The organism is Streptococcus oralis subsp. oralis (assembly GCF_002096445.1).
Taxonomy (GTDB): domain Bacteria; phylum Bacillota; class Bacilli; order Lactobacillales; family Streptococcaceae; genus Streptococcus; species Streptococcus oralis_N.
Genome location: NZ_NCUK01000013.1, coordinates 1013517 through 1039867, shown reverse-complemented (window position 1 = coordinate 1039867; position 26351 = coordinate 1013517). Strand labels below are relative to the sequence as shown.

Here is a 26351-nt window from a genome sequence, read left to right as displayed (position 1 = left end):
TTTCTAGGAGTTCATGATGAAGAAATATGCACTTATGTTGCAAGGAGAAAGCATTTATGAAACTATGGCACTATTTTAAAGAAACATCTAAGGAATTTTACCTTGAAGAATGTGGGATTGATGATTATTCTAGCTTTCCGTTTTATGACTATACTGTTTTTCAGGATTTTGTCATCCACTGGATTTGTGATGGGAAAGGCTACCTGCAAGTTGATGGGCAGACCTATTCTTTGGAGAAAAATGATGGTTTTATCCTAAGAAAAGGCCAAAAAGTACGCTATTGGGCAAATCCAGAAGATCCTTGGACAACCTACTGGCTGGGATTTTCTGGAGACAAACTAAACGACTATCTCCAACACACACAAGTTTTTTATGAGTCTGTTTGCCATTTCGATAGTTATTTTAAAAGCAGGGAAATTATTCAAGACATCTGTCACAAAACTGCAGAAAGTAGGCAAAAAGAGAGCTGGTACCAGATGCAAGTTTATACCTTCCTTTACTACCTGCAGGAAGAATTTCCAGCAGAAATACCTCTGAATGTCACTCAACTCCCTGTTGAAAAAGCTGCGCTAATTTTACTACAACAGTACAAACAAGACATCTCCATTCAAGACTTGGCATCCCAGGTCGGACTCAGTCGTAGTACTTTGTTTCGTCAGTTTAAGAAACTTTACCATAAATCTCCTCAGCAATTTCTCCTTGAAACACGCCTGCTAAAGGCAAGAACACTCTTAACTGACACTAATCTATCTATAAAAGAAATTACCTTGGAAGTCGGCTATCAGGACCAACTAGTCTTTTCAAAAGCCTTTAAGAACTTTTTTTCTGTGAGTCCTAAATTTTACCGCCAAAGCTGGAAAAATCCTCCATCCAACTAGCATCCATTTCGGCATTTGCTTTAGAAGGGGCTTATTGATTGATTCAGGTGTAGATAGATTCAATATAAAAAAATTTTGAAAACAGCATCCTGAAAGTTAGATATCATTTATCTAACTCTTAGGGTGTTTTTCTATAGTCCCCCATTCACGTCAACATCTGTATCCATCATTTGAAAAACAAGAGTTGAATTACCAATAGTCATTTTGAGGTCGTCAAATGTCTCTAAAAATGGTATAATGGAATGAATTTTGAAAAAGGAAGAGTGACATGTCAGTAGAAGAAAAAATACTTGAAATCTTAGAAGGAATCGATATTCGTTTTAAGGAACCTTTGAAGACCTATACCTATACCAAGGTAGGAGGTCGAGCGGATTATCTAGTTTTGCCACGCAATCGCTATGAGATGGCCCGTGTCGTCCAATTTGCCAATCAAGAGAATATTCCTTGGATGGTGCTTGGGAATGCCAGCAATATCATTGTTCGTGAAGGTGGAATCCGTGGTTTTGTTATCTTGTGCGATAAGCTTAATAACGTTTCAGTTGATGGCTATACCATCGAAGCGGAAGCTGGGGCGAACTTGATTGAAACAACTCGTATTGCCCTCCGTCATAGTTTGACTGGTTTTGAGTTTGCTTGTGGGATTCCTGGAAGCATCGGTGGAGCTGTCTTTATGAATGCGGGTGCCTATGGAGGAGAGATTGCTCATATCTTGCAGTCTTGTCAAATTTTGACCAAAGAAGGGGAAATCGAGACCTTATCTGCCAAGGACTTGGCTTTTGGTTACCGCCATTCAGCTATTCAGGATTCTGGGGCTGTTGTTTTGTCAGCTAAATTTGCCCTAGCTCCAGGGAATCATCAGGTTATCAAGCAAGAAATGGACCGCTTGACGCACCTACGTGAACTCAAACAACCATTAGAATACCCGTCTTGTGGTTCAGTCTTTAAGCGTCCAGTTGGGCATTTTGCAGGTCAGTTGATCTCAGAGGCTGGTCTCAAGGGCTATCGTATCGGTGGTGTAGAAGTATCTGAAAAGCATGCCGGTTTCATGATCAATGTTGCTGACGGAACGGCCAAAGACTATGAAGACTTGATCCAATCTGTTATCGAAAAAGTCAAGGAACACTCAGGTGTCACCCTTGAGAGAGAAGTCCGAATCTTGGGTGAGAAAGAATAAGGTTGGGGTAGAAAAGTTGCTGCTATAACCATTTAAAGGGGGTGAAAGCCTATCGTTAGTGAAGATGTATGTAGGCAGTTTAATCTCCTACACGAGGTGGTAGCGGCCTGACAGAGCCCTGATCTGTTAATTTATGAAAAAGAAGGAATTTATGACAATTGAAAAAACCAATTATTGAATTCAAAAACGTCTCTAAAGTTTTTGAAGACAGCAACACCAAGGTTCTCAAAGACATCAATTTTGAGTTGGAAGAAGGGAAATTTTACACTCTTTTGGGTGCATCTGGTTCAGGAAAATCAACCATTCTAAATATCATTGCAGGTTTACTAGATGCGACGACAGGGGATATTTTACTGGATGGGGTGCGGATCAACGATATCCCAACTAATAAACGAGATGTCCATACGGTCTTCCAATCCTATGCCTTGTTTCCACATATGAATGTGTTTGAAAATGTTGCCTTTCCACTCCGCTTGCGTAAAATCGACAAGAAAGAAATCGAACAACGTGTAGCGGAAGTTCTCAAGATGGTTCAGTTGGAAGGGTATGAAAAGCGTTCCATCCGTAAACTCTCTGGAGGACAACGTCAGCGTGTGGCTATTGCCCGTGCCATCATCAACCAACCCCGTGTGGTCTTGCTGGACGAGCCTTTATCAGCGCTGGACTTGAAATTGCGAACAGACATGCAGTACGAACTGCGTGAATTGCAACAACGATTGGGAATTACCTTTGTCTTTGTCACTCACGATCAGGAAGAAGCCCTTGCTATGAGTGACTGGATTTTCGTTATGAATGATGGCGAGATTGTTCAGTCTGGAACACCAGTGGACATCTACGATGAGCCAATCAACCACTTTGTTGCCACCTTTATCGGTGAGTCAAATATCTTGCCTGGAACCATGATTGAGGATTACTTGGTTGAGTTTAACGGCAAACGCTTTGAAGCGGTTGATGGAGGGATGAAGCCAAATGAGCCTGTTGAGGTCGTTATTCGTCCAGAGGACTTGCGCATTACCCTTCCTGAAGAAGGCAAGCTCCAAGTTAAGGTTGATACCCAGCTTTTCCGTGGGGTTCACTACGAGATTATCGCCTATGACGAGCTCGGAAACGAATGGATGATTCACTCGACCCGTAAGGCCATTGTGGGTGAGGAAATCGGTCTGGACTTTGAACCAGAAGATATCCACATCATGCGTCTCAACGAAACCGAAGAAGAGTTCGATGCTCGTATCGAGGAGTACGTAGAAATCGAAGAGCAAGAAGCAGGTCTGATTAACGCGATCGAGGAGGAAAGAGATGAAGAAAACAACCTCTAAACTCTTTGTAGTGCCCTACATGCTTTGGATTGTCCTCTTTGTTCTCGCACCCTTGGTCTTGATTTTCGGTCAATCCTTTTTCAACATTGAAGGCCAGTTTAGTTTAGAAAACTATAAATCCTACTTTGCGTCACAAAACTTGACCTATCTCAAAATGAGCTTCAACTCTGTGCTTTATGCAGGGATTGTCACCTTGGTAACACTGCTCATCAGTTATCCAACAGCCCTCTTTTTGACCCGTCTCAAGCACCGTCAACTCTGGCTCATGCTGATTATCCTGCCAACCTGGATTAACCTCCTCCTCAAGGCCTATGCCTTTATCGGGATTTTTGGTCAAAATGGCTCTATTAACCAATTTTTGGAATTTATCGGAATCGGTTCGCAGCAGTTGCTCTTTACGGATTTCTCCTTTATCTTCGTCGCAAGCTACATCGAGCTTCCCTTTATGATTTTACCGATTTTCAATGTCTTGGATGACATGGATAACAATCTCATCAATGCCAGCTACGACCTCGGTGCGACCAAGTGGGAAACTTTCCGCCATGTTATCTTCCCTCTGTCTATGAACGGGGTGAGAAGTGGGGTTCAGTCTGTCTTTATCCCAAGTTTGAGTCTCTTCATGTTGACACGTTTGATTGGTGGGAACCGCGTTATCACGCTGGGAACGGCTATTGAGCAGAACTTCCTGACCAATGACAACTACGGTATGGGTTCAACCATTGGTGTGATCCTCATCCTAACCATGTTCATCACCATGTGGGTGACCAAGGAAAGGAGAGAACGATGAAAAAATTTGCCAATCTCTACCTAGCCTTTGTCTTTATCGTCCTTTATTTGCCGATTTTTTACTTGATTGGCTACGCCTTTAACGCAGGGGATGATATGAACAGTTTTACAGGATTTAGTCTGAGCCATTTTAAAACCATGTTTGGTGATGGTCGTCTCATGTTGATCCTCACCCAAACCTTTTTCTTGGCCTTTCTAGCTGCCTTGATTGCGACCATTATCGGGACTTTTGGTGCTATCTATATCTATCAGTCTCGTAAGAAATACCAAGAAGCCTTTCTATCACTCAATAATATCCTCATGGTTGCGCCTGACGTTATGATTGGTGCCAGCTTCTTGATTCTCTTTACCCAGCTTAAGTTTTCACTTGGATTTTTGACGGTTCTATCTAGTCACGTGGCCTTTTCCATCCCTATTGTGGTCTTGATGGTCTTGCCTCGCCTCAAGGAGATGAATGATGACATGATTCATGCAGCCTATGACTTGGGAGCCAGCCAGTTTCAGATGTTTAAGGAAATCATGCTTCCTTATCTGACTCCGTCTATCATTGCAGGTTATTTCATGGCCTTCACCTATTCGCTAGACGACTTTGCCGTAACCTTCTTTGTGACGGGAAATGGCTTTTCGACTCTGTCAGTTGAGATCTACTCTCGTGCTCGTAAGGGGATTTCGTTAGAGATCAATGCCCTCTCTGCCCTTGTCTTTCTCTTTAGTATTATCCTAGTTGTAGGTTATTACTTTATCTCACGTGAGAAGGAGGAGCAAGCATGAAAAAACTCTATTCATTTTTAGCAGGAATTGCAGCAATTATCCTTGTCTTGTGGGGGATTGCGACTCATCTAGACAGTAAAATCAATAGCCGAGACAGTCAGAAATTGGTTATCTACAACTGGGGGGACTATATCGATCCCGAACTCTTGGAGAAATTCACAGAAGAAACAGGAATCCAAGTCCAGTACGAGACCTTTGACTCCAACGAAGCCATGTATACCAAGATCAAGCAGGGTGGAACGACCTACGACATTGCTATTCCTAGTGAATACATGATCAATAAGATGAAGGACGAAGACCTATTGGTTCCTCTTGATTATTCAAAAATTGAAGGAATCGAAAATATCGGACCTGAGTTCCTCAACCAGTCTTTTGACCCGGGCAATAAATTCTCCATCCCATATTTCTGGGGGACCTTGGGAATTGTCTACAATGAAACTATGATAAATGAGGCGCCTGAGCATTGGGATGACCTCTGGAAACCAGAATACAAGGATTCCATCATGCTCTTTGATGGGGCGCGTGAGGTGCTGGGACTCGGGCTTAACTCACTCGGTTACAGTCTCAACTCCAAGGATCCTCAGCAGCTGGAAGAGACAGTGGATAAACTCTACAAACTGACTCCAAATATCAAGGCCATTGTGGCAGACGAGATGAAGGGTTACATGATTCAGAACAATGCTGCCATCGGTGTCACCTTCTCTGGGGAAGCCAGCCAGATGCTGGAGAAAAATCCTAATCTCAAGTATGTTGTTCCAACTGAGGCCAGCAATCTCTGGTTTGATAACATGGTCATTCCAAAAACCGTGAAAAACCAAGATGCAGCCTATGCCTTTATCAACTTTATGTTGAAACCCGAAAATGCTCTGAAAAATGCGGAGTATGTAGGTTACTCAACACCAAACCTACCAGCCAAGGAAATGCTCCCAGAGGAGACTCGTGAGGACAAATCCTTCTATCCAGACGCTGATACCATGAAACACCTAGAAGTTTATGAGAAATTTGACCATAAATGGACAGGAAAATACAGCGACCTCTTCCTACAGTTTAAAATGTATCGGAAGTAGGAGTAGATACAAAGAAAACGAATCAGTCAAGCTGGTTCGTTTTTTATGAAATCGATAGAAATATAAAGATGCTAATTAGGAGAATTAAATTTTTAGGAAATTTTTGAAAAAAATTAATACCTTGACTGTTATTAAGGTCTTCTTTATAATAATATATGAGAGCGAAATTATGCAGATACTCTCTATAAAAATTAAAGGGAAATGCAATATGGATAATAAGATATATTTGAAGGATATTTTCAGATTTAATGAGTTGTTATCGCAATTAGAGTACAAAGGTTGTCGTATTAAGTTGAGATTTAATAAGAATTGGGATGATTACAGTTTTGTTGAAGATTATATCAATGGATCTGAAGATTTTTTGCCTTGGATTTTAAGTAATGGTTCAGAAAAGAAAAGCCGAAATCGTAAAGATGAAATTCAGTTTCAATTTATAGAAGTAGAATATCATAAGTGGCTTTTTGTGGGTGCTTATCTTATAAAAGAAAAAAGTAGTCAGATTAAAAAGGTAGCTTACGGGAACCATCATGTCAAGTTCGCTTTAGCTGAACGTTTAAAAGAGTATGATAAGTTTATAGAAAAAGTTTTGGTCGATCATACTAATACAGGACAATCATGGTTTTATGTTAATCCTAAAATAATTGAATCAGTTAAAGTGGAATCTGTAAGCAGTATCTCTTATTTCAATCAAACATCTGATTTCCCAGGTTATGAAAATATCTCATTTTCGTATCAAGAGTTAAAGAAAAATTGGTCAAATGGTTCTTGGAGACAACATTTATCCACTGTTTATGGTGTTTATGTCATTACTGATTCTAAGACAGGTAAACTCTATGTAGGTTCTGCTTATGGAGATAATGGAATCTATGGAAGGTGGTCAGCGTATTTAAATGAAGGATATGATAAAACTGAAATGGAAGAAAATCGATATCCTAATAAAAGATTATGTGAAATTGTCGAAAAATATGGAATTGGCTATATAAAAAAGAATTTTCAATATAGTTTATTAGAAATTTTTCCAAAGAATGAGATTGGAAAACAAAAGGCACTGCAACGTGAAAGATACTGGAAGAAAGTTTTAAAATCTAAGGAACATGGGTATAATGCAAATTAGGAGGGGATATGAATAATCTGAATGATTGGGAAAAAGCTCGTCGAGAAGAAGAATTGAATCAAGAGCTAAAAAGACAGAATAACTTGTTGGAACAGCAGAGATGGGAGCAGCAAGAATCCAACCAAAAACAACATGCCGCATTACAAGAACAAAATCGTCTTGCTTGGAAGCAGAATGAGGCATTACAGGAGAGTAATGAACTAGAACGTCAGCGCCAATTGGATGAAAAATTTAGACATGAAAGAGAGTTAGAACTACGTAAAGAGCAACAATATAAAGATAATATATTTGATTTAAAAAAACTGTGGGCCAAAGCTGAAACTGAAGATGAGAGAGGGAGAATTCAGATACTCCTAGCAGAAGCAGAAGCTGACTTGAATGAGTATTTGTTGGAAAAAGAAAGAGAAGCAGAAAGACAACGATTAGCTACAGAGCAATTTCAATTAAAACAACAGCAAGAAGTAGAACAGGAAGAATTAGCAAAGCGTCATAGAGAGAAAGTCAATAGAATAAAGTGGTTTATAGGCATAGCTATAATCTTACTTTTATTAGTGATAATTGGAACTTTTTTCATAGGTATGAGCAGGTCTAAATCATCTCATAACATTACTAAGCAATCAACTCAATCATCTAATTCAGAAACCTCCACAAGTTCTACAAAGCAAGCTTCTCTTGGTGGTAATAAATCTACAGATAAGCAAACATCAACAACAACATCTCCCACTTCTAGGCCACAAGCTACAAAAGTACATATTGGAAACTACATTGGTCAAAAATTCTCGGATGTTATAGCTGAATTGAAGAGTAAAAATATTCCTGAGAATCATATAAAAGTTGAGGAAGAAGAAAGTGATGAGTATTCTCCCGGTACAATTTTACGTCAGAGTTTGTCAGAGGGAACTTTATATGATTTGAATGATTCATCAGGTATTATTTTGACTGTTGCAAAAAAACGAACTAGTGTTGCCATGCCAAATTATGTAGGTTCGAGTTTAGAATTTACCAAAAATAATTTAACCAACATTGTTGGTATAAAAGAAGCTAATATTGAAATAGTGGAAGTAGCCAGTGCTCCTGAGGGTACTGCTGAAGGAACAGTAGTTGATCAAAGACCTAAGGCAGGGGAAAAGGTTCATTTGGAAAATACAAGAATTAAAATTTCAATATATAAACCCAAAAATACTCAAACATTACAAAGTAGATCTAGATAAATTAAGAGGTTAATGCAGAAGTTTATGATTCGTTGTCAACAACCTTGACGAACTCCTCCAAAAACGATATAATAAGAAAGTTGAGAATTGATTTTCTGTCATCTTAGTCCAGAGAAATGGCGGTGCTGCGAGCCATCTAAGTTAGAAAGTCATGCTACTCAATCAGACAATTGCATAAGAATAAGAGAATGACAAGTTCATTGAATGAAGGTGGTACCGCGGTTTTTCGCCCTTCGTGATATGGACTTGTCTTTTGATTTTTGGAGGTGTTTATGAAGACATTTCTCGTGAAACAAAAGTTTCGTCTTGGAGGCGAACGCTTTGATATCAAGGATGATAGAGGAGTAGTGAACTATCAGGTGGAGGGCTCTTTCTTCCAAATTCCTAAGACCTTTACCATCTATGACGCCTATGGTGAGCAAGTTAGTGAGATTAGTAAAGAATTTTTCACCTTGCTTCCTCGTTTTACTATTCAGCTACGAAACGGTTCCAATTTCGTTATTCGTAAGAAGTTGACCTTCTTTCGAGATAAGTATGAGTTTGATGATCTAGGGCTTCGTATCGAGGGCAATATCTGGGATTTGAATTTCAAATTGCTAGATGATCGTGATCAGCTTGTTGCCGAGATTCGGAAAGAGATTTTCCATTTAACCTCGACTTACACCGTAACCGTCTATGAAGACTCTTATGCAGACCTGGTCATTTCCCTCTGTGTCGCGATCGACTATGTGGAGATGCTGGAAAGCCAATCAAATTAAACAAGTAATAAGGAGATATTATGAAACAACTATCTAGTGCTCAAGTTCGCCAAATGTGGCTAGATTTCTGGGCAAGTAAAGGCCACTCTGTAGAACCATCAGTCAGCTTGGTTCCTGTAAATGACCCAACTCTTTTGTGGATTAACTCTGGGGTAGCAACCCTTAAGAAATACTTTGACGGAACCATTATCCCTGAAAATCCACGTATCACCAATGCGCAGAAAGCTATCCGTACTAACGATATTGAAAACGTAGGGAAGACTGCGCGTCACCATACCATGTTTGAAATGTTGGGGAACTTCTCTATCGGTGATTACTTCCGTGATGAAGCTATCACTTGGGCTTATGAGCTTTTGACAAGTCCTGAATGGTTTGATTTTCCAGCTGATAAACTGTACATGACCTACTATCCAGACGATAAAGATTCTTATAACCGCTGGATTGAAGTAGGAGTGGACCCAAGCCACTTGATCCCAATCGAAGACAACTTCTGGGAAATCGGTGCTGGACCTTCTGGACCTGATACAGAAATCTTCTTTGACCGTGGAGAAGCCTTTGACCCAGAAAATATCGGTCTTCGCCTGCTTGCAGAGGATATCGAAAACGACCGTTATATCGAAATCTGGAATATCGTTTTGTCACAATTTAACGCTGATCCTGCTGTTCCTCGTAGCGAATACAAAGAATTGCCACACAAGAACATTGATACGGGCGCTGGTTTGGAGCGTTTGGTGGCGGTTATCCAAGGGGCTAAGACAAACTTTGAAACGGACCTCTTCATGCCGATCATTCGTGAAGTTGAGAAATTGTCTGGTAAGGTTTATGACCAAGACGGCGACAACATGAGCTTCAAGGTTATCGCAGACCACATCCGTTCTCTTTCATTTGCTATCGGTGATGGTGCCCTTCCAGGAAACGAAGGTCGTGGTTATGTTCTTCGCCGTCTCCTCCGTCGTGCTTCCATGCACGGTCAAAAATTGGGCATCAACGAGCCTTTCCTTTACAAACTCGTTCCAACTGTTGGAAAAATCATGGAAAGCTACTACCCAGAAGTGCTTGAAAAACGTGACTTTATCGAAAAAATCGTGAAGAGCGAAGAAGAGTCATTTGCCCGTACCCTTCACTCAGGTCAACACTTTGCAGAAACCATTGTAGCTGACTTGCAAGCGAAAGGTCAAAGCGTTATCGCGGGGCAAGATGTCTTCAAACTCTACGACACATATGGATTTCCAGTTGAGTTGACAGAAGAAATCGCTGAAGAAGCAGGTATGACTGTCGACCGTGAAGGATTTGAAGCAGCCATGAAAGAGCAGCAAGAACGTGCGCGTGCGTCAGCTGTAAAAGGTGGCTCAATGGGGATGCAAAATGAAACCCTCCAAAACATTACAGTGGAAAGTGTCTTCAACTACAATGCCAGCCAATTGCCTTCTAAGTTGGTGGCTATCGTAGCGAACAATGCTGAAGTTGAAGCTGTTTCTGAAGGAACTGCCTCTCTCATCTTTGCAGAGACTCCATTCTACGCGGAAATGGGTGGACAGGTGGCTGACCACGGTCAAATCTTGGACGCTGCTGGAAATGTCGTGGCTACTGTGACAGATGTTCAAAAAGCTCCAAATGGACAAGCTCTTCATACTGTTGAAGTTCTTGCACCACTTACTTTGAACCAAGAATACACCTTGGCAATTGATACAAATCGTCGTCACCGTGTCATGAAAAACCACACTGCGACTCACTTGCTCCATGCGGCCCTTCACAATATCCTTGGACACCATGCGACACAAGCAGGATCTCTGAACGAAGTTGAATTCCTTCGCTTTGACTTCACGCACTTCCAAGCTGTAACTCCAGAAGAGTTGCGCGCCATTGAGCAACAAGTCAATGAGAAGATCTGGGAAGCCATTGCAGTGGAAACTGTTGAGACAGACATCGACACAGCCAAAGAAATGGGAGCTATGGCCCTCTTTGGTGAGAAATACGGAAAAGAAGTCCGTGTTGTTACTATCGGTGACTACTCAGTGGAACTCTGTGGTGGTACCCACGTTGGCAACACTTCTGAGATTGGTCTCTTCAAGATTGTCAAAGAAGAAGGAATCGGTTCAGGTACCCGCCGTATCTTGGCAGTGACTGGTAAGGAAGCCTTTGAAGCCTACCGCGAACAAGAAGACGCTCTGAAAGCTGTCGCAGCAACTTTGAAAGCACCTCAACTTAAAGAAGTACCTCACAAGGTCGAAAGTCTTCAAGAGCAACTTCGTCAGCTTCAAAAAGAAAATGCAGAATTGAAAGAAAAAGCCGCAGCCGCAGCCGCAGGTGATGTCTTCAAGGATGTGAAGGAAGTCAACGGACACCGTTACATTGCAAGCCAAGTTTCTGTATCAGATGCAGGTGCCCTTCGTACCTTTGCGGATAACTGGAAACAAAAAGACTACTCTGATGTGCTTGTTCTTGTCGCAGCTATTGGTGACAAAGTCAATGTTCTTGTAGCTAGCAAGACAAAAGATGTGCATGCAGGAAATCTTGTCAAAGAATTGGCTCCAATCGTCGATGGACGTGGTGGTGGTAAACCAGACATGGCCATGGCAGGAGGAAGCAACCAAGCGAAAATTCAAGAACTCTTGGATGCAGTAGCAGGTAAATTGTAAGAAAATAAATGGAAATCGAATACAATTTAATACTATTTTTGCAAAAAAGTTTAAATTGTGTTAATTATAATACTTTAAAAATTTTTGTGTAACCTACTATAGAAAGGAGTTTACAATGAGAATTAAAATTGAAAAATATGTGAATATCAATAATGTCGATTTAGAATTTAGTAATCCAATGAATATTTTGATTGGAGATAATGGGACTGGAAAGACTTTATTGCTAGAAGCATATAGTAAAATAAACGATACGATTATTTCACATTTAAACTCAAAAAATAATTTTATTTCGACAATAGTTGAAAATTCTGATATAAATGTAAAAATTATTTCTAAAGAGAGTGACAATAATTATAGATATCAATTATCTTTTGCAGACATTTCAGAAGTAGAAAAACTATTTGAAATTGGAGTACAAAAATTAAAAGATGAAATTGAGGAGAAGTTAAGAACTGATGTATTGTACGAAAAATTATCGATGGATGGTCTGTTAATAGAATTTAGACATATTGAGGAGTTAATTAACTTTTCTGAAGAGATTACAGGAAGTATTAAATCTAATTCTGGTAACTCTGCCAATAATTTTATTAGTATTGAAGATTCAGAAGGCTATTATATAGAGTTAAAGAATAAAGATATTAGATATAAAAGATACCTTTATGAAAGTAATCTAAATCAAATAAAGAAATCATTGAATACAGATCCATTTAAGTATTTATTAAAGTCTTTTAAAATTATTATTGCTGAAATTATAAAAAATAAATTTTTAGTCATTAATAAAATTTTTAATATTACTTATATTCCGTCAGAGCGTGTATATTCAATGAGCAAGAATCTTGAAAAAATGTTTTTAGAAAATCAAATTTTACGTTATAGTGAACAGAAATTCATGCAAGATTATGAGGAAGCTAAAGAAGTCAAACAATTTTTGACTGAATTATCGGAGGAAGATGATTATATTTCAGAAGAATTTAAAGAATTAATAGGTGGTACTCTAAATTTTGACGATGGTGAGGTTATTTCTTTAACAGATGATTTAGGAGTAGAAATCCCACGTGAGTTTTTTTCTACTAAACAAAATAAATTACAGAGTTTACATATTTTAGAACAATATCCAAAGATTTTTGAAAGGGTATTCCGTTCAGATAGTCGTAAATTATTGATTATAGAGGAGCCAGAAGCCCACCTCTCTATTAAGAGTATTTTAGGAATGTTTAAATATTTAAAACATCTTTCAAAGTATTATAGAATTGTTATTGCAACCCATAGTGATATTATGTTGACACTTGTTAATAATTGGTATTTGGATAGTCCTAGTAAAAATATAGTAGGCGGATGGGAGCTTCTTGATTCAAAATCTGAGAACAATTCTAAGTATATGCTTACTAAATTGGAGCTAGGTGATTATGGTTTAATTTCAGAATTTATGAATGAACAGTTATTGTTATTACAGAGAATGACTCTAGAAAGTCAACAAAACTTAAATTATCTGGAAGAGTGATTATATTGAGAAATAGACAATTAATAAAAGATGATTTTATTGAAGAAATAAATACTTTTCAGACTATTATTTCTGAGAAACAAAATGATTTTGAAATGAATTTGCATCTATCTTTTCAAAAAAAAGGAAAGTTATATAAATTAGGAAAGCATAATCCGGATAATAATGGGATGAATACATTATTTTCTCAAAAGTTTTGTGATGGAATCATTTTGTGGTTTGTGGATAACATTGTATCAGTTTATATAATAGAATTGAAGAAAACTGCTACATCGTATTTAGAAAAAATTCCTGTGCAATTTCATACATCAGTTTTGAGGGCTCTATCTGATATTGCTATCATTGGATCTCCACTGAATTATAAAAAAGAACCAAACAGAAACTTTAAAATACAATATAATTTTATTATTGGAACGGTTAAAGAGGCACCTTTACCTAGCAAAATAGAAGGAACATTGAAATATAAGGGTTTGCCTGGTTCTCCGAGTAAAGATTCTCCTATACTTGAAAATTATTATAAAAATATTGTATTATATAATTGTAGTGTAATTGAAAATCAAATTCTTTTTGGATTTGAAAAATTTGTATTTAATAAAGCTTTTCAACAACATAATTATACAGTTTATGAGTGTAGTCAAGAAATTCCATGGATTGTGGAGACAAAGTCTATGTTTTAGTAGCTAGTAAGACTAAAGACATCCATACAGGTAACTTGGTTAAAGAATTGGCTCCAATCGTCGATGGACGTGGTGGTGGTAAACCAGACATGGCCATGGCAGGGGGAAGCAACCAAGCGAAAATCCAAGAACTCTTGGATGCAGTAGCAGGTAAATTGTAAGACATTAAAGATCTATCCATTTGGTTAGGTCTTTTTGCATACACAAAAAAGCCAAATCCGGTTGGATCTGGCTTGTACCTGATAGGTTTATTTTGCTGTCCAGACACTGACTGAACCCGCTGCTACTGGAAATTCTCCATAACCTTCAGCGTTGATTGTAACTTGTGCTGGATGATTTTCAAGGAGGTCAATAAAGGTTTGGTCAGCCCATTCTTGTCCGACAAACATAGCCTTGCTGTTTTCTTGGTCATTGGAGATAAGGACAGCGATTGGTGATTGATATTCGACACCTGAACGGACCCATCCGATACAGTTGGCATCGTCAAAGTAGTCTGTTTGCTCTCCATAGGCCCTGTCTTTTCGGATGGTTAGGAGGCGATCAAGAACTTCTCTGAAATCTTGTTGAGCAAATTGCCCTGAAATGCCGTAATAGTCTCCGTAAAAGACACATGGAAGCCCATCTTGGCGTAATAGAATAAGGGCATAGGCTGCTGGCTTGAACCATTCTTCAACAGTAGACTCAAGGGCTTGTCCTCGTTGAGTATCATGGTTGTCAACGAAAGTGACAGCCTTGTCAGGCTTGAGTTCAACCAAGCTATCTGTGAAAATGTCACGAAGGTCGTAGCTTGCTCCAGCATGGCTAGCTTCAAAGAGGTTTTGGTGGAGGCGAACATCTACAAGGTCAAAACGTTCTTCTGTTTTTTCAAGATAGTCCAGATTGGCTTCCTTATCTGGATTCCAAAATTCCCCAAAAACGTAGAAATCTTGACCGTATTCTTCCTTCATATCACGGATGAAATTGCGCATGAAGAAAGAGTCGATGTGCTTAACGGCATCCAAGCGGAAACCAGCTACACCAGTCGTTTTCATGAACCAGTCAGCCCAGTCATAGATATTTTGGATGACTTCAGGATGTTTAAAATCTAGGTCGGCATACATGAGGTAGTCGTAGTTACCGTTTTCGTTATCGACCAATTCCTCATTTGCCCAACCTTTATTGTCTCCTTGGATCAGGTAAATACCAGACTTACGGCGTTTGGCATCGTAGTCTGTACCTGTGAAGTGGTACCAGTGCCAGTGGAAGTCATTGTAGGTATCTTGGCGACCATCGAAAGTAAAGTGAGTCCAGCCATTGATAGTAAAGGGCTCGCTTAATTGAACGGTACGGTCCTCAGGGTCCACTTCAATAACCTGAAAGGCTTCCATATGATCGGCAGCAGCCTTGTGATTGAGCACCACATCGGCCATAGGTTGAATTCCCTGCGCCTTTAGGGCTTGAATGGCTTGAAGATAGTCTTCTTTAAACCCATACTTGGTACGGACAGTCCCTTTTTGGTGAAATTCGCCTAGGTCAAAAAGATCGTAAACACCATAGCCGACATCTTTTTCGTTGGTTGCCTTGAAGGCAGGTGGCATCCAGACGTGGCTGATACCAAGGTTTGCTAGGTGCTCTGCGTCATTTGTCAGTCGAGCCCAGTGTTGGCCGTCGTGAGGCAGATACCATTCAAAGTATTGCATGAGTGTTTGATTTTGCATTGTTTTTCCTCTTACTTGTCAATGTTGTGTTTTATTCTACCATAAAGTTTAGAACTAGGCAAACGTTTGCGCAAGATTCTATACTCATTTCTGAAATTGTCTATTTTTAGCGAATAGAATCTCTCTTTCCATCACAAGGGAGAGGATGTTTTGGTGAAAAAGTAAATGGAATAAACTTATTTTAACAAAAATGACACTCAGTAAACTAAAGTACATATGGTTAAACGGTTTCTTTTTTGAGAATTGTCACAAAATTTGCTATAATAGTAGCTATGAATAGAATTAGGGTCAGCAGACGTGTTGAAAAAAAGCTAGCTAAGGGTCTAGTTCTTTTGGAAGCAAGTGATTTAACAGATATTGATCTGACGGATCAGGCAGTAGAAGTTCTTAGTCAAGACGGGAAATTTTTAGGGAGTGCCTATCTTTCTCAGCAGAACAAGGGCATTGGCTGGTTGGTCAGCAAGGAAAAGGTTGGTTTCAACCAATCCTTCTTTGAAATCCTGTTTCGTAAGGCCAAGGAAGCTAGAAAGCCTTATTATCAAGATGACTTGACCACTGCTTTTCGCCTTTTTAATCAAGAGGGGGATGGTTTTGGGGGTCTGACTATTGATCTCTATGGAGATTATGCTGTTTTTTCTTGGTACAACTCCTTTGTTTACCAGATTCGTGAGCTGATTGTAAAGGCTTTTAAGGAAGTTTTTCCTGAGGTCTTGGGTGCTTATGAAAAGATTCGTTTTAAAGGTCTAGACTACGAGTCTGCCTATGTTTATGGTGAGGAAGCGCCAGATTACTTTACTGTTCTTGAGAATGGCGTGCTCTATCAAGTCTTTATGAATGATGGCTTGATGACCGGGATTTTCCTAGACCAGCATGAGGTTCGTGGGAGTCTGGTTGACGGTCTAGCCATGGGCAAATCCTTGCTCAATATGTTTTCCTATACGGCGGCCTTTTCAGTTGCTGCAGCTATGGGAGGTACGAGTGAGACAACTTCTGTCGACTTGGCCAAACGGTCTAGAGAGCTGTCAGAAGCTCATTTTCAGGCAAATGGACTCAGCATGGACAATCATCGTTTTATCGTCATGGATGTTTTTGAGTACTTCAAGTATGCCAAGCGAAAAGGCTTGACCTATGATGTGATTGTGCTTGATCCGCCGAGCTTTGCCCGCAATAAAAAACAAACATTCTCTGTAGCTAAGGACTATCACAAGTTGATTTCCCAGAGTCTAGAGATTTTAAATCCGGGAGGCATTATCATTGCCAGTACCAATGCTGCCAATGTTTCCCGCCAGAAATTTACAGAACAAATTGATAAAGGTTTTGCAGGAAGAAGGTATCAGGTCTTGAACCAATATGGTCTTCCAGCAGACTTTGCCTATAATAAAAAAGATGAAAGCAGTAATTACCTCAAGGTGATTAGTATGAAGGTTAGTAGATGAAATTAATCGTTTCAGTGATGCCAAGAAGTTTAGAAGAAGCGCAAGAACTGGATGCTACTAGGTATGAAGATGCCGATATCATTGAGTGGCGTGCGGACTTTCTTACAAAGGACGCTATTTTACAGGTAGCACCCGCTATCTTTGAGAAATTTGCAGGACGCGAACTTGTCTTTACCCTTCGGACTCGCGCTGAGGGAGGAGAAATCGAACTTTCCTCAGAAGAGTATGTTCAAATCATCAAGGAAGTTACTCAGCTTTATCAGCCGGATTATGTAGATTTTGAGTATTTCAGCTACAAGGACGTTTTTGAGGAAATGTTGGATTTTCCAAATCTTGTTTTGAGTTACCATAATTTCCAGGAGACACCTGAAAACATGATGGAAATTTTGTCTGAGTTGACCAGTCTCTCTCCCAAAGTGGTCAAGGTATCAGTTATGGCTCATACGGAGCAGGATGTTTTAGACCTGATGAATTACACTCGAGGATTTAAAACACTCAATCCTGAGCAAGAGTACGTGACCATTTCCATGGGGAAAATGGGCAAGGTATCACGCATTACTTCAGATGTGACGGGTTCGAGTTGGTCATTTGCTAGTCTGGATGAAGCGAGTGCCCCAGGTCAGATTTCGCTATCAAACATGAAGAAAATCAGGGAGATTTTGGATGAAGCTTGATGGCTATACACGTTTAGCTGCAGTTGTTGCCAATCCCATCAAACACTCTATTTCACCCTTTATCCACAATAGGGCCTTTGAGGCGACAGCTATTAATGGTGCCTATGTAGCTTGGGAGATTGAAGCGGGTGATTTGGCAGAAACAGTCGCCAATATTCGCCGTTACCAGATGTTTGGCATCAACCTGTCTATGCCTTACAAGGAGCAGGTTATTCCTTATCTGGATGAGTTGAGTGATGAGGCTCGTTTGATTGGGGCAGTCAACACAGTTGTTAATCAAGACGGAACGTTAATTGGATATAATACAGATGGCAAGGGATTTTTTAAGAGCTTGCCTTCTTTTACAATCTCAGATAAGAAAATGACCATTCTGGGAGCAGGTGGTGCAGCCAAGTCCATTTTGGCTCAGGCTATTTTGGATGGCGCCAGTCAGATTTCAGTCTTTGTTCGTTCAGCTTCTATGGATAAAACAAGACCTTATCTAGACAAGTTGCAGGAGCAAACAGGTTTTAAAGTGGACTTGTATGCTTTAGAAAATCTTTCTGTCTTGCAAGCAAGGATTGCTGAGTCGGACCTGCTCGTCAACGCGACTAGTGTTGGGATGGATGGCAAATCATCCCCAGTTCCTGAAAGCATAGTCTTACCAAAGGCTTTCTTGGTCGCAGATATCATTTACCAACCCTTTGAGACGCCGTTTTTGAAATGGGCAAAAAGTCAGGGCAATCCAGCTGTCAACGGCCTGGGGATGTTGCTCTATCAAGCTGCTGAAGCTTTTCAACTGTGGACAGGTAAAGAAATGCCGACAGACCAGATTTGGCAGTCCTTGTCAGAAAAATACCAATAATGAAAAGGAGACCCTACTATGAAAATCAGAATCGATATTCCGCATCATCCTTATGATATTCAGATTGAAAAAGGTTGTCTAGCTCAGGCTGGTCAATGGTTGCGAGAACTCTGGCAACCTCAAAAAGTGGTCATTGTAACCGATAACCATGTAGCTTCTCTCTATGCAGAGAAGGTTAAACTCAGCCTAGAAGATGCTGGTTTTCAGGTAGCTGTTTTTGACTTTTTAGAAGGCGAAGAACGAAAAAATTTAACAACTGTTCAGAAGGTCTATGAATTTTTAGTCAAGCAAGGTCTGACTCGTAGCGATGGGATTGTGGCTCTTGGCGGTGGTGTTGTTGGGGACCTAGCTGGTTTCGTAGCCTCTACCTATATGCGGGGCATTCACTTTGTTCAGATTCCGACTAGTTTGACTGCCCAGGTTGATTCTTCTATCGGTGGAAAGACGGGCGTCAATACTCCTTTTGCTAAAAATATGGTGGGTACCTTTGCTCAACCAGATGGAGTCCTGATTGACCCGCTTGTCCTTGAAACTCTTGGGAAAAGAGAGCTGATTGAAGGGATGGGTGAGGTTATCAAGTACGGCTTGATTGAGGATCCAGAACTGTGGGCTCTCTTGACAGAGCTAGATGGTTCTGTAGAGAGCATTTTGGAACATGCAGAGACCTTGATTGAACATTCTTGCCATGTGAAGCGCAAGATGGTAGTTGAGGATGAGTTGGATAACGGTGTTCGCCTCTACCTCAATTTTGGGCACACTATTGGCCATGCCATTGAAGCAACGGCCGGTTACGGCAAGGTCATGCATGGTGAGGCTGTAGCCATGGGCATGGTTCAGATTTCCAAGGTTGCTGAGGAAAAAGGTCTTATGCCAGAAGGAATAACCCAGTCCATTAGAGAGATGTGTCAGAAATTTGGACTACCTGTTGACTATGAAAACTGGGATGTTGACAAGCTTTATCAGGCTTTGACTCATGACAAGAAGGCACGTGGCAACACCTTGAAATTGGTCTTGGTACCAGAGCTTGGTTCAGCGACCATTCACCCAGTTTCTCTGGAAGAGATGAAAGACTACTTGGTAAAATAAGGAGAACGTATGAGATATTTAACTGCAGGAGAATCACACGGCCCCCGTTTGACGGCAATTATTGAAGGAATTCCAGCTGGACTTCCTTTGACAGCTGAGGATATCAATGGGGATCTGAAACGCCGTCAGGGTGGCTACGGTCGTGGTGGCCGTATGAAGATTGAGAGTGACCAGGTTGTCTTTACTTCGGGCGTTCGCCACGGGAAGACGACTGGGGCTCCCATTACCATGGATGTTGTCAATAAAGACCACCAGAAATGGCTGGATATCATGTCTGCGGAGGACATTGAAGATCGCCTTAAAAGTAAACGGAAAATCACTCATCCTCGCCCAGGTCATGCCGATTTGGTTGGGGGTATCAAGTACCGTTTTGACGATTTGCGAAATTCTTTAGAACGTTCATCAGCTCGTGAAACTACCATGCGGGTGGCAGTTGGGGCAGTAGCCAAACGTCTCTTAGCTGAGCTGGATATGGAGATTGCCAACCATGTCGTGGTTTTTGGTGGCAAGGAAATCGATGTACCTGAAAATCTGACAGTCGCTGAGATTAAGGAACGAGCTGCCCGGTCTGAAGTTTCTATTGTCAACCAAGAGCGGGAACAGGAAATCAAGGACTATATTGACCAAATCAAGCGTGACGGTGATACCATCGGTGGGGTTGTGGAGACAGTTGTCGGAGGTGTTCCAGTTGGTCTTGGTTCCTATGTCCAATGGGACAGAAAATTGGATGCGCGATTGGCTCAAGCAGTTGTTTCTATCAATGCCTTTAAAGGAGTGGAATTTGGTCTTGGCTTTGAAGCTGGTTATCGCAAAGGCAGCCAAGTTATGGATGAAATTCTCTGGTCTAAAGAAGACGGCTATACTCGCCGTACCAATAATCTGGGTGGTTTTGAAGGTGGTATGACCAATGGGCAACCAATTGTTGTTCGTGGAGTTATGAAACCCATTCCCACTCTTTACAAACCACTTATGAGTGTGGATATCGAAACCCACGAACCTTACAAGGCAACCGTGGAGAGAAGTGATCCGACCGCCCTTCCAGCTGCAGGTGTGGTCATGGAAGCCGTTGTAGCAACGGTTCTGGCACAAGAAATCCTTGAAAAATTCTCATCAGATAATCTTGAAGAATTAAAAGAGGCAGTTGCCAAGCACCGAGACTATACAAAAAACTATTAAGGAGTCCTTATGGCAAAAACCATCTATATCGTAGGTCTTGGTTTGATTGGTGCTTCGATGGCGCTCGGTATCAAGCGTGATCATCCTGATTATGAAATTCTAGGTTATAATCGCAGTCAGGCTTCGAGAGATATTGCCTTGAAAGAAGGTATGATAGATCGTGCGACGGATGATTTTGCCAGTTTCGCTCCCCTAGCAGATGTCATCATCTTGACCTTGCCAATCAAACAGACCATTGCATTTATCCAGGAGTTGGCAACTATAGACTTGAAAGAAGGCGTCATTATCTCTGATGCAGGCTCAACCAAGTCAGCCATTGTGGAAGCAGCGGAGGAATATTTAGCTGGCAAGCCTATCCGCTTTGTCGGTGCTCATCCCATGGCTGGTAGCCACAAGACAGGGGCTGCCTCTGCGGATGTTAATCTCTTTGAAAATGCTTACTATATCTTCACACCTTCGAGCCTGACAAGTCCTGACACACTTGAGGAAATGAAAGATCTGCTTTCTGGCCTTCATGCTCGTTTTATCGAGATTGATGCCCTGGAGCATGATCGGGTGACTTCTCAGATTAGTCATTTTCCACATATTCTGGCTTCCAGCCTCATGGAGCAGACAGCAGTTTATGCTCAAGATCATGAAATGGCAAGGCGCTTTGCGGCGGGTGGTTTTCGAGATATGACTCGCATTGCGGAAAGCGAGCCAGGTATGTGGACTTCCATTCTCTTGTCCAATCGTGAGACTATCCTAGATCGAATTGCGGATTTCAAGGAGCGCCTAGATGAGGTTGGACAAGCCATTAGCAGGGGAGATGAAGAGCAAATTTGGAACTTTTTCAATCAAGCACGTGAGCAAAGGCAGGCCATGGAAATCCATAAGCGTGGTGGTGTGGACAGTTCTTACGACCTCTATGTCGATGTTCCCGATGAAGAAGATGTCATCTTGCGGATTTTGGAATTGCTACGTGGGACTTCCTTGGTTAACATCCACATCAACGAGGAAAACCGTGAGGATGTTCACGGGATTCTCCAAATTTCCTTTAAAAATGCTCAGGATCTGGAACGTGCTGAGCGCTTAATTACAGAAAATACGGACTACACAGTCGTCATCAAATAAGGAGAAAATCATGTCAAATATTTACGATAGTGCAAATGAACTTAGTCGCGGGTTACGCGAATTACCAGAATACAAGGCAGTTAAGGCGGCAAAAGATGCCATCCAAGCAGATGAACAAGCTAGCAAGATTTTTGCAGACTATCTTGCCTTCCAGCAAGAAATCCAAGTCATGGCGCAAACGGGACAAATGCCAGACGGTTCTTTCCAAGAAAAGATGCAGTCTTTCAGTAAGCAAATCCAAGAGAACGCTCTGTTGTCAGATTTCTTTGCCAAACAGCAACAATTGTCCATTTACCTTTCAGACATTGAAAAAATTGTCTTTGAACCTGTTTCAGAATTATTGAAATAGTATTTTATCTGTATAAAAGCCAGAAATTTCAGGAATTTCTGGCTTTTTTGTGATAAAATAAGAAAAAGTATTGCAAGTATGAGGTCAACTATGAAACTAAAAACAAACATTCGCCACTTACATGGCAGTATCCGGGTTCCAGGTGACAAGTCTATCAGTCACCGTTCGATTATTTTTGGAAGTTTGGCTGAGGGAGAAACCAAGGTATATGATATTCTGCGTGGAGAGGATGTGCTCTCAACCATGCAGGTTTTTCGTGACCTTGGTGTTAAAATTGAGGATAAAGATGGGGTTATTACTATTCAAGGTGTTGGCATGGATGGCTTAAAAGCGCCACAAAATGCCTTGGATATGGGAAATTCTGGCACCTCGATTCGCCTGATCTCAGGTGTACTTGCTGGTGCAGACTTCGAAGTAGAGATGTTTGGAGATGATAGTCTTTCTAAACGTCCTATGGATCGCGTGACGATTCCACTGAAAAAAATGGGCGTTAGCATTTCAGGGCAAACGGAGCGAGACCTCCCCCCTCTTCGCCTAGAAGGGACGAAAAATTTAAAGCCGATTCACTATGAGTTGCCAATCGCCTCTGCGCAAGTCAAGTCTGCCTTGATATTTGCAGCCTTACAGGCTCAGGGGGAGTCCGTTATTATCGAGAAAGAATGTACTCGCAACCACACCGAAGATATGCTTCAGCAATTTGGTGGTCATTTAAGTGTGGATGGCAAGAAAATCACAGTTCAAGGACCACAAAAACTGACCGGACAAAAGGTAGTTGTTCCAGGAGATATTTCCAGTGCAGCCTTTTGGTCGGTCGCAGGTTTGATTGTTCCAAACTCTCGTGTGGTGCTACAGAATGTAGGCATCAATGAGACGCGTACTGGTATTATTGATGTCATTCGTGCTATGGGTGGGAAATTGGACATTACTGATATTGACCCAGTCGCTAAATCAGCAACCTTGACTGTCGAGTCTTCAGACTTGAAAGGAACAGAGATTGGTGGAGCCTTGATTCCCCGCTTGATTGATGAATTGCCTATTATTGCCCTTCTAGCGACCCAAGTGCAAGGTGTAACGGTCATTAAGGATGCTGAGGAACTCAAGGTCAAGGAAACCGACCGCATTCAAATGGTGGCAGATGCCTTAAATAGCATGGGAGCGGACATCACCCCCACAGCAGACGGGATGATTATCAAAGGGAAATCCGCCCTTCATGGCGGTAGAGTCAATACGTTTGGTGACCACCGAATTGGAATGATGACAGCTATTGCAGCCCTCTTGGTTGCGGATGGAGAAGTGGAACTTGACCGTGCTGAAGCCATCAATACCAGCTATCCTAGCTTCTTTGATGATTTGGAGACTTTGATTCATGGCTAAGGTATTACTCGGATTTATGGGGGCAGGCAAATCGACAATCGCTAGAGGATTGGACCCAGTATACATCGATATGGATGCCTTAATCGAGGAACGCTTGGGCATGTCCATTGCGGATTTCTTCGCTGAAAAAGGAGAAGTGGCCTTTCGCCAAGTAGAGTCAGAAGTCCTAGCTGACCTGCTAAAGACAGATAAAGTTATTTCCACTGGTGGAGGGATTGTTATTTCGCCACGTAGTCGAGACTTACTCAAGCAAAATCCAGAGAATATCTACCTAAAAGCAGATTTTGAAACCCTCTACCAACGTATCGCAGCTGATAAGGACAATCAGCGCCCGCTGTTTCTAAATAATAGTAAGGAAGAACTAGCAGCTATTTTCCATGAAAGACAAGCTTGGTATGAGGAAGTAGCCAGTCAAGTTCTGGATGTGACCAAGTTAAGCCCAGAGGAAATTATAGAGGAACTGAGATGAAAATTGCCTATCTAGGTCCCAAGGGATCTTTTTCGCATCATGTTGTGCAGACAGCCTTTCCCAAAGAGGAATTGCATGCCTTTGCCAATATCACAGATGTTATCAAGGCCTATGAACAGGGCTTGGTGGACTATTCTGTGGTACCAGTTGAAAACTCCATTGAAGGTAGTGTTCATGAAAGCTTGGATTACCTTTTTCACCAGGCTCGCATCCAAGCAGTTGCAGAAATCGTTCAGCCCATTCACCAGCAGTTGATGGTGGTTCCAGGTCAGTCAAAAATTGAGAAGATTTTTTCTCATCCTCAGGCTCTGGCTCAAGGAAAGAAATTCATAGATGAACAGTATCCAGAGGCCAAAATTGAGGTAACAGCCAGTACCGCCTATGCGGCCCGCTTTATCTCGGAACATCCAGACCAGCCTTATGCAGCCATTGCTCCTAGAAGTTCAGCTGAAGAATATGGCTTGGAATTGATTGCAGAGGATATTCAGGAAATGGAAGCCAATTTCACACGTTTTTGGGTGTTAGGGGCAGAGATACCAAAGATTCCTTTGAACTCGCAAGCTGAAAAAATGAGTTTGGCCTTGACCTTGCCAGACAACTTACCTGGTGCTCTTTACAAGGCACTTTCGACCTTTGCTTGGAGAGGGATTGACTTAACAAAGATTGAAAGTCGCCCCCTTAAAACAGCCTTAGGAGAATACTTTTTCATTATCGATGTAGACTATAGTGACAAAGAACTGGTTCATTTTGCAAGACAAGAACTAGAAGCTATTGGGATCCAGCACAAGATACTGGGAACTTACCCGATTTTTACCATAACTGATTTAGAAAAGGAGAGTCAATGAGCAAAGAAAATCCTTTAAGTCATCACGAGCAGTTACGCTATGACTATCTCTTCAAAAATATTCATTACCTCAACGACCGTGAACGGAGGGAGTTTGATTATCTGCAACAGAAGATGGCAGGTCCCAAGTCTGAAGTTCACCATTTCTACCAAGAAGAAAAAGAAGAATCTTGGGGTAGAGATATTGATCTTCCGACTTATGGCAGTAGAAGCCGGTCTAAGAAACGTGAAAAGGTAGCTCCTCAACCTAAAGTCAAAAAGAAAAAGAGAAGAATTGGCTTCAAACGAATACTGACTTGGTTCCTGCTGTTGATTACTTGTGTGCTTGCAGGGATGATTTTCATGTTTCTTCGAGGGTTCCAGTCAGCAGCCAATCCAACAAATAAGCCAGCTGACGCCAAAGCAGCTCAAGTAGAGGTCTTTAACGGTCAGGATACCAAAGATGGTGTGAATATCCTAGTCATGGGGACAGATGGCCGTATCGGTCAAAATAGTGCAGAAACCCGTACTGATACGATCATGGTACTGAATGTCAGTGGATCGGATAAGAAGATTAAACTAGTCAGCTTTATGCGTGACAATTTAGTTTATATCGACGGGTATAGTAAGATTGTAAATGGTCAGAAACAAACGGATAACAAACTAAATGTTGCCTATGAACTTGGGGAACAAGAAGGGCAAAAAGGTGCTGAAATGGTCCGCAAGGTTCTAAAAGACAACTTTGATTTGGATATTAAGTACTATGCCCTAGTTGACTTCCAGGCCTTTGCAACAGCTATTGATACCCTCTTCCCTGACGGAGTAACGATTGATGCCCAATTCTCAACATTGAATGGTCAACCTTTAACAGAAGCCACAGTTGGAGATGACCTTCATGCAACAGAGACAGAGTCCCCAACCCAAACCATCAAAGTTGAAAAACAGCAGATGAATGGATCCACCTTGCTGAACTATGCTCGCTTCCGTGATGATGACGAGGGAGACTACGGCCGTACCAAACGTCAGCAACAAGTCATGTCAGCAGTTCTTGAGCAAATCAAAGATCCAACCAAGCTCTTTACGGGATCAGAGGCACTTGGAAAAGTCTTTGGCATGACATCAACAAATCTACCGTATAGCTTCTTGTTGACCAATGGCTTATCTGTCCTAGAAGGTGCTCAAAATGGCATTGAAAGACTCACCGTCCCAGAACTTGGTGACTGGGTAGACGCTTATGATATCTATGGTGGACAAGGACTTCTAGTCGATCAAAATAAATACCAAACCAAACTCGCCCAAATGGGAATGAGATAGAATACTTTTATTAAGAAAACTCAAAAGAACTTAGTAAAAATTATATTCCAAATATAAAAAAGAGTATTTCTGAAATGGAAATGCTCTTTTTATGTTATATAGTG

At 41.2% G+C, this 26351-nt stretch carries 23 protein-coding genes and 2 pseudogenes; 24 read left to right on the top strand and 1 reads right to left on the bottom strand.

Annotated elements, in window-relative coordinates:
- The first annotated feature begins 56 nt into the window (after nt 1–56).
- The 13 genes and pseudogenes from B7721_RS08450 to B7721_RS08395 all read left to right on the top strand — a co-directional run.
- Nucleotides 57–878, top strand: coding sequence for an AraC family transcriptional regulator (locus B7721_RS08450; protein ID WP_084878569.1), 822 nt, complete (start codon nt 57–59; stop codon nt 876–878).
- Nucleotides 879–1146: 268 nt separating this feature from the next.
- A complete protein-coding gene (murB, locus tag B7721_RS08445; protein WP_084878567.1) occupies nt 1147–2052 on the top strand; it encodes a UDP-N-acetylmuramate dehydrogenase in 906 nt (301 codons plus the stop codon).
- Between the two features lie 158 nt (nt 2053–2210).
- Nucleotides 2211–3368, top strand: a complete 1158-nt coding sequence (locus B7721_RS08440) for an ABC transporter ATP-binding protein (RefSeq protein ID WP_000742901.1) — start codon at nt 2211–2213, stop codon at nt 3366–3368.
- Entirely contained in the window at nt 3349–4155 is an 807-nt protein-coding gene (locus tag B7721_RS08435) for an ABC transporter permease (protein ID WP_000754122.1), read from the top strand. The genes B7721_RS08440 and B7721_RS08435 overlap by 20 nt, the downstream gene beginning before the upstream one ends.
- Nucleotides 4152–4925 (top strand): ABC transporter permease, encoded by a 774-nt coding sequence (locus B7721_RS08430; protein WP_042902113.1) that lies wholly within the window; start codon nt 4152–4154, stop codon nt 4923–4925. The genes B7721_RS08435 and B7721_RS08430 overlap by 4 nt, the downstream gene beginning before the upstream one ends.
- Complete coding sequence (locus tag B7721_RS08425) at nt 4922–5992, top strand: ABC transporter substrate-binding protein (RefSeq protein WP_084878565.1); 1071 nt, start codon at nt 4922–4924, stop codon at nt 5990–5992. Before B7721_RS08430 ends, B7721_RS08425 begins: the two co-directional genes overlap by 4 nt.
- Nucleotides 5993–6095: 103 nt before the next feature.
- Nucleotides 6096–7106, top strand: coding sequence for a GIY-YIG nuclease family protein (locus tag B7721_RS08420; RefSeq protein ID WP_239823809.1), 1011 nt, complete (start codon nt 6096–6098; stop codon nt 7104–7106).
- 746 nt (nt 7107–7852) lie between these two features.
- A pseudogene (locus tag B7721_RS10330) lies at nt 7853–8317 on the top strand (PASTA domain-containing protein); the annotation flags it as partial.
- A 272-nt stretch (nt 8318–8589) separates the two neighbouring features.
- Complete coding sequence (locus tag B7721_RS08410) at nt 8590–9075, top strand: LURP-one-related/scramblase family protein (RefSeq protein WP_033585627.1); 486 nt, start codon at nt 8590–8592, stop codon at nt 9073–9075.
- Between the two features lie 20 nt (nt 9076–9095).
- Nucleotides 9096–11714, top strand: a complete 2619-nt coding sequence (gene alaS / locus B7721_RS08405; protein WP_084878561.1) for an alanine--tRNA ligase — start codon at nt 9096–9098, stop codon at nt 11712–11714.
- A gap of 115 nt (nt 11715–11829) precedes the next feature.
- Nucleotides 11830–13215 (top strand): OLD family protein, encoded by a 1386-nt coding sequence (locus B7721_RS08400; protein ID WP_084878559.1) that lies wholly within the window; start codon nt 11830–11832, stop codon nt 13213–13215.
- A gap of 5 nt (nt 13216–13220) precedes the next feature.
- Entirely contained in the window at nt 13221–13892 is a 672-nt protein-coding gene (locus tag B7721_RS10075) for a hypothetical protein (RefSeq protein WP_142358580.1), read from the top strand.
- Nucleotides 13871–14053, top strand: a pseudogene (locus B7721_RS08395) (DHHA1 domain-containing protein); the annotation flags it as partial. The gene B7721_RS10075 and the pseudogene B7721_RS08395, both read left to right, overlap by 22 nt.
- 87 nt (nt 14054–14140) lie before the next feature.
- On the opposite strand, the gene B7721_RS08390 reads toward B7721_RS08395, so the two are convergent.
- Nucleotides 14141–15589, bottom strand: a complete 1449-nt coding sequence (locus tag B7721_RS08390; RefSeq protein WP_084878557.1) for an alpha-amylase — start codon at nt 15587–15589, stop codon at nt 14141–14143.
- A 272-nt stretch (nt 15590–15861) separates the two neighbouring features.
- Here B7721_RS08390 and B7721_RS08385 point away from each other — a divergent pair, with 272 nt between their 5' ends.
- The 11 genes from B7721_RS08385 (at nt 15862) to B7721_RS08335 (ending at nt 26247) form a co-directional block, all read left to right on the top strand.
- Entirely contained in the window at nt 15862–17025 is a 1164-nt protein-coding gene (locus tag B7721_RS08385; protein WP_162283485.1) for a class I SAM-dependent rRNA methyltransferase, read from the top strand.
- Nucleotides 17022–17699, top strand: a complete 678-nt coding sequence (aroD, locus tag B7721_RS08380) for a type I 3-dehydroquinate dehydratase (RefSeq protein WP_000767778.1) — start codon at nt 17022–17024, stop codon at nt 17697–17699. The genes B7721_RS08385 and aroD overlap by 4 nt, the downstream gene beginning before the upstream one ends.
- Nucleotides 17689–18543 carry a shikimate dehydrogenase gene (locus B7721_RS08375; RefSeq protein WP_084878555.1) on the top strand — a complete coding sequence of 285 codons (855 nt, stop codon included), beginning with the start codon at nt 17689–17691 and terminating at the stop codon, nt 18541–18543. Before aroD ends, B7721_RS08375 begins: the two co-directional genes overlap by 11 nt.
- Before the next feature lie 18 nt (nt 18544–18561).
- A complete protein-coding gene (gene aroB, locus B7721_RS08370; protein ID WP_084878553.1) occupies nt 18562–19629 on the top strand; it encodes a 3-dehydroquinate synthase in 1068 nt (355 codons plus the stop codon).
- Between the two features lie 9 nt (nt 19630–19638).
- Complete coding sequence (gene aroC / locus B7721_RS08365) at nt 19639–20805, top strand: chorismate synthase (RefSeq protein WP_084878551.1); 1167 nt, start codon at nt 19639–19641, stop codon at nt 20803–20805.
- 9 nt (nt 20806–20814) lie between these two features.
- Nucleotides 20815–21918, top strand: coding sequence for a prephenate dehydrogenase (locus B7721_RS08360; protein WP_084878549.1), 1104 nt, complete (start codon nt 20815–20817; stop codon nt 21916–21918).
- 10 nt (nt 21919–21928) lie between these two features.
- Nucleotides 21929–22267 (top strand): YlbF/YmcA family competence regulator, encoded by a 339-nt coding sequence (locus B7721_RS08355; RefSeq protein WP_084878547.1) that lies wholly within the window; start codon nt 21929–21931, stop codon nt 22265–22267.
- Nucleotides 22268–22357: 90 nt separating this feature from the next.
- The gene (aroA, locus tag B7721_RS08350) at nt 22358–23641 is read left to right on the top strand and encodes a 3-phosphoshikimate 1-carboxyvinyltransferase (RefSeq protein WP_084878545.1); all 1284 of its coding nucleotides are present in this window, start codon (nt 22358–22360) and stop codon (nt 23639–23641) included.
- Nucleotides 23634–24110, top strand: a complete 477-nt coding sequence (locus B7721_RS08345; protein WP_084878543.1) for a shikimate kinase — start codon at nt 23634–23636, stop codon at nt 24108–24110. Before aroA ends, B7721_RS08345 begins: the two co-directional genes overlap by 8 nt.
- Entirely contained in the window at nt 24107–24955 is an 849-nt protein-coding gene (pheA, locus tag B7721_RS08340) for a prephenate dehydratase (protein WP_084878541.1), read from the top strand. The genes B7721_RS08345 and pheA overlap by 4 nt, the downstream gene beginning before the upstream one ends.
- Nucleotides 24952–26247 (top strand): LCP family protein, encoded by a 1296-nt coding sequence (locus tag B7721_RS08335; protein ID WP_084878539.1) that lies wholly within the window; start codon nt 24952–24954, stop codon nt 26245–26247. The genes pheA and B7721_RS08335 overlap by 4 nt, the downstream gene beginning before the upstream one ends.
- Nucleotides 26248–26351: the final 104 nt, after the last annotated feature.

Excerpts from the sequence above, each read along its gene's own strand:
- B7721_RS08425 (WP_084878565.1), top strand. The coding sequence starts at position 4,922 with ATGAAAAAACTCTATTCATTTTTAGCAGGAATTGCAGCAATTATCCTT.
- aroC (WP_084878551.1), top strand. The coding sequence starts at position 19,639 with ATGAGATATTTAACTGCAGGAGAATCACACGGCCCCCGTTTGACGGCA.
- alaS (WP_084878561.1), top strand. The coding sequence starts at position 9,096 with ATGAAACAACTATCTAGTGCTCAAGTTCGCCAAATGTGGCTAGATTTC.
- murB (WP_084878567.1), top strand. The coding sequence starts at position 1,147 with ATGTCAGTAGAAGAAAAAATACTTGAAATCTTAGAAGGAATCGATATT.
- B7721_RS08335 (WP_084878539.1), top strand. The coding sequence starts at position 24,952 with ATGAGCAAAGAAAATCCTTTAAGTCATCACGAGCAGTTACGCTATGAC.
- B7721_RS08355 (WP_084878547.1), top strand. The coding sequence starts at position 21,929 with ATGTCAAATATTTACGATAGTGCAAATGAACTTAGTCGCGGGTTACGC.
- B7721_RS08390 (WP_084878557.1), bottom strand. The coding sequence starts at position 15,589 with ATGCAAAATCAAACACTCATGCAATACTTTGAATGGTATCTGCCTCAC.
- B7721_RS08385 (WP_162283485.1), top strand. The coding sequence starts at position 15,862 with ATGAATAGAATTAGGGTCAGCAGACGTGTTGAAAAAAAGCTAGCTAAG.
- B7721_RS08345 (WP_084878543.1), top strand. The coding sequence starts at position 23,634 with ATGGCTAAGGTATTACTCGGATTTATGGGGGCAGGCAAATCGACAATC.
- aroB (WP_084878553.1), top strand. The coding sequence starts at position 18,562 with ATGAAAATCAGAATCGATATTCCGCATCATCCTTATGATATTCAGATT.
- aroA (WP_084878545.1), top strand. The coding sequence starts at position 22,358 with ATGAAACTAAAAACAAACATTCGCCACTTACATGGCAGTATCCGGGTT.
- B7721_RS08375 (WP_084878555.1), top strand. The coding sequence starts at position 17,689 with ATGAAGCTTGATGGCTATACACGTTTAGCTGCAGTTGTTGCCAATCCC.
- pheA (WP_084878541.1), top strand. The coding sequence starts at position 24,107 with ATGAAAATTGCCTATCTAGGTCCCAAGGGATCTTTTTCGCATCATGTT.
- B7721_RS08400 (WP_084878559.1), top strand. The coding sequence starts at position 11,830 with ATGAGAATTAAAATTGAAAAATATGTGAATATCAATAATGTCGATTTA.
- B7721_RS08435 (WP_000754122.1), top strand. The coding sequence starts at position 3,349 with ATGAAGAAAACAACCTCTAAACTCTTTGTAGTGCCCTACATGCTTTGG.
- B7721_RS08430 (WP_042902113.1), top strand. The coding sequence starts at position 4,152 with ATGAAAAAATTTGCCAATCTCTACCTAGCCTTTGTCTTTATCGTCCTT.
- B7721_RS08410 (WP_033585627.1), top strand. The coding sequence starts at position 8,590 with ATGAAGACATTTCTCGTGAAACAAAAGTTTCGTCTTGGAGGCGAACGC.
- B7721_RS08450 (WP_084878569.1), top strand. The coding sequence starts at position 57 with ATGAAACTATGGCACTATTTTAAAGAAACATCTAAGGAATTTTACCTT.
- aroD (WP_000767778.1), top strand. The coding sequence starts at position 17,022 with ATGAAATTAATCGTTTCAGTGATGCCAAGAAGTTTAGAAGAAGCGCAA.
- B7721_RS08360 (WP_084878549.1), top strand. The coding sequence starts at position 20,815 with ATGGCAAAAACCATCTATATCGTAGGTCTTGGTTTGATTGGTGCTTCG.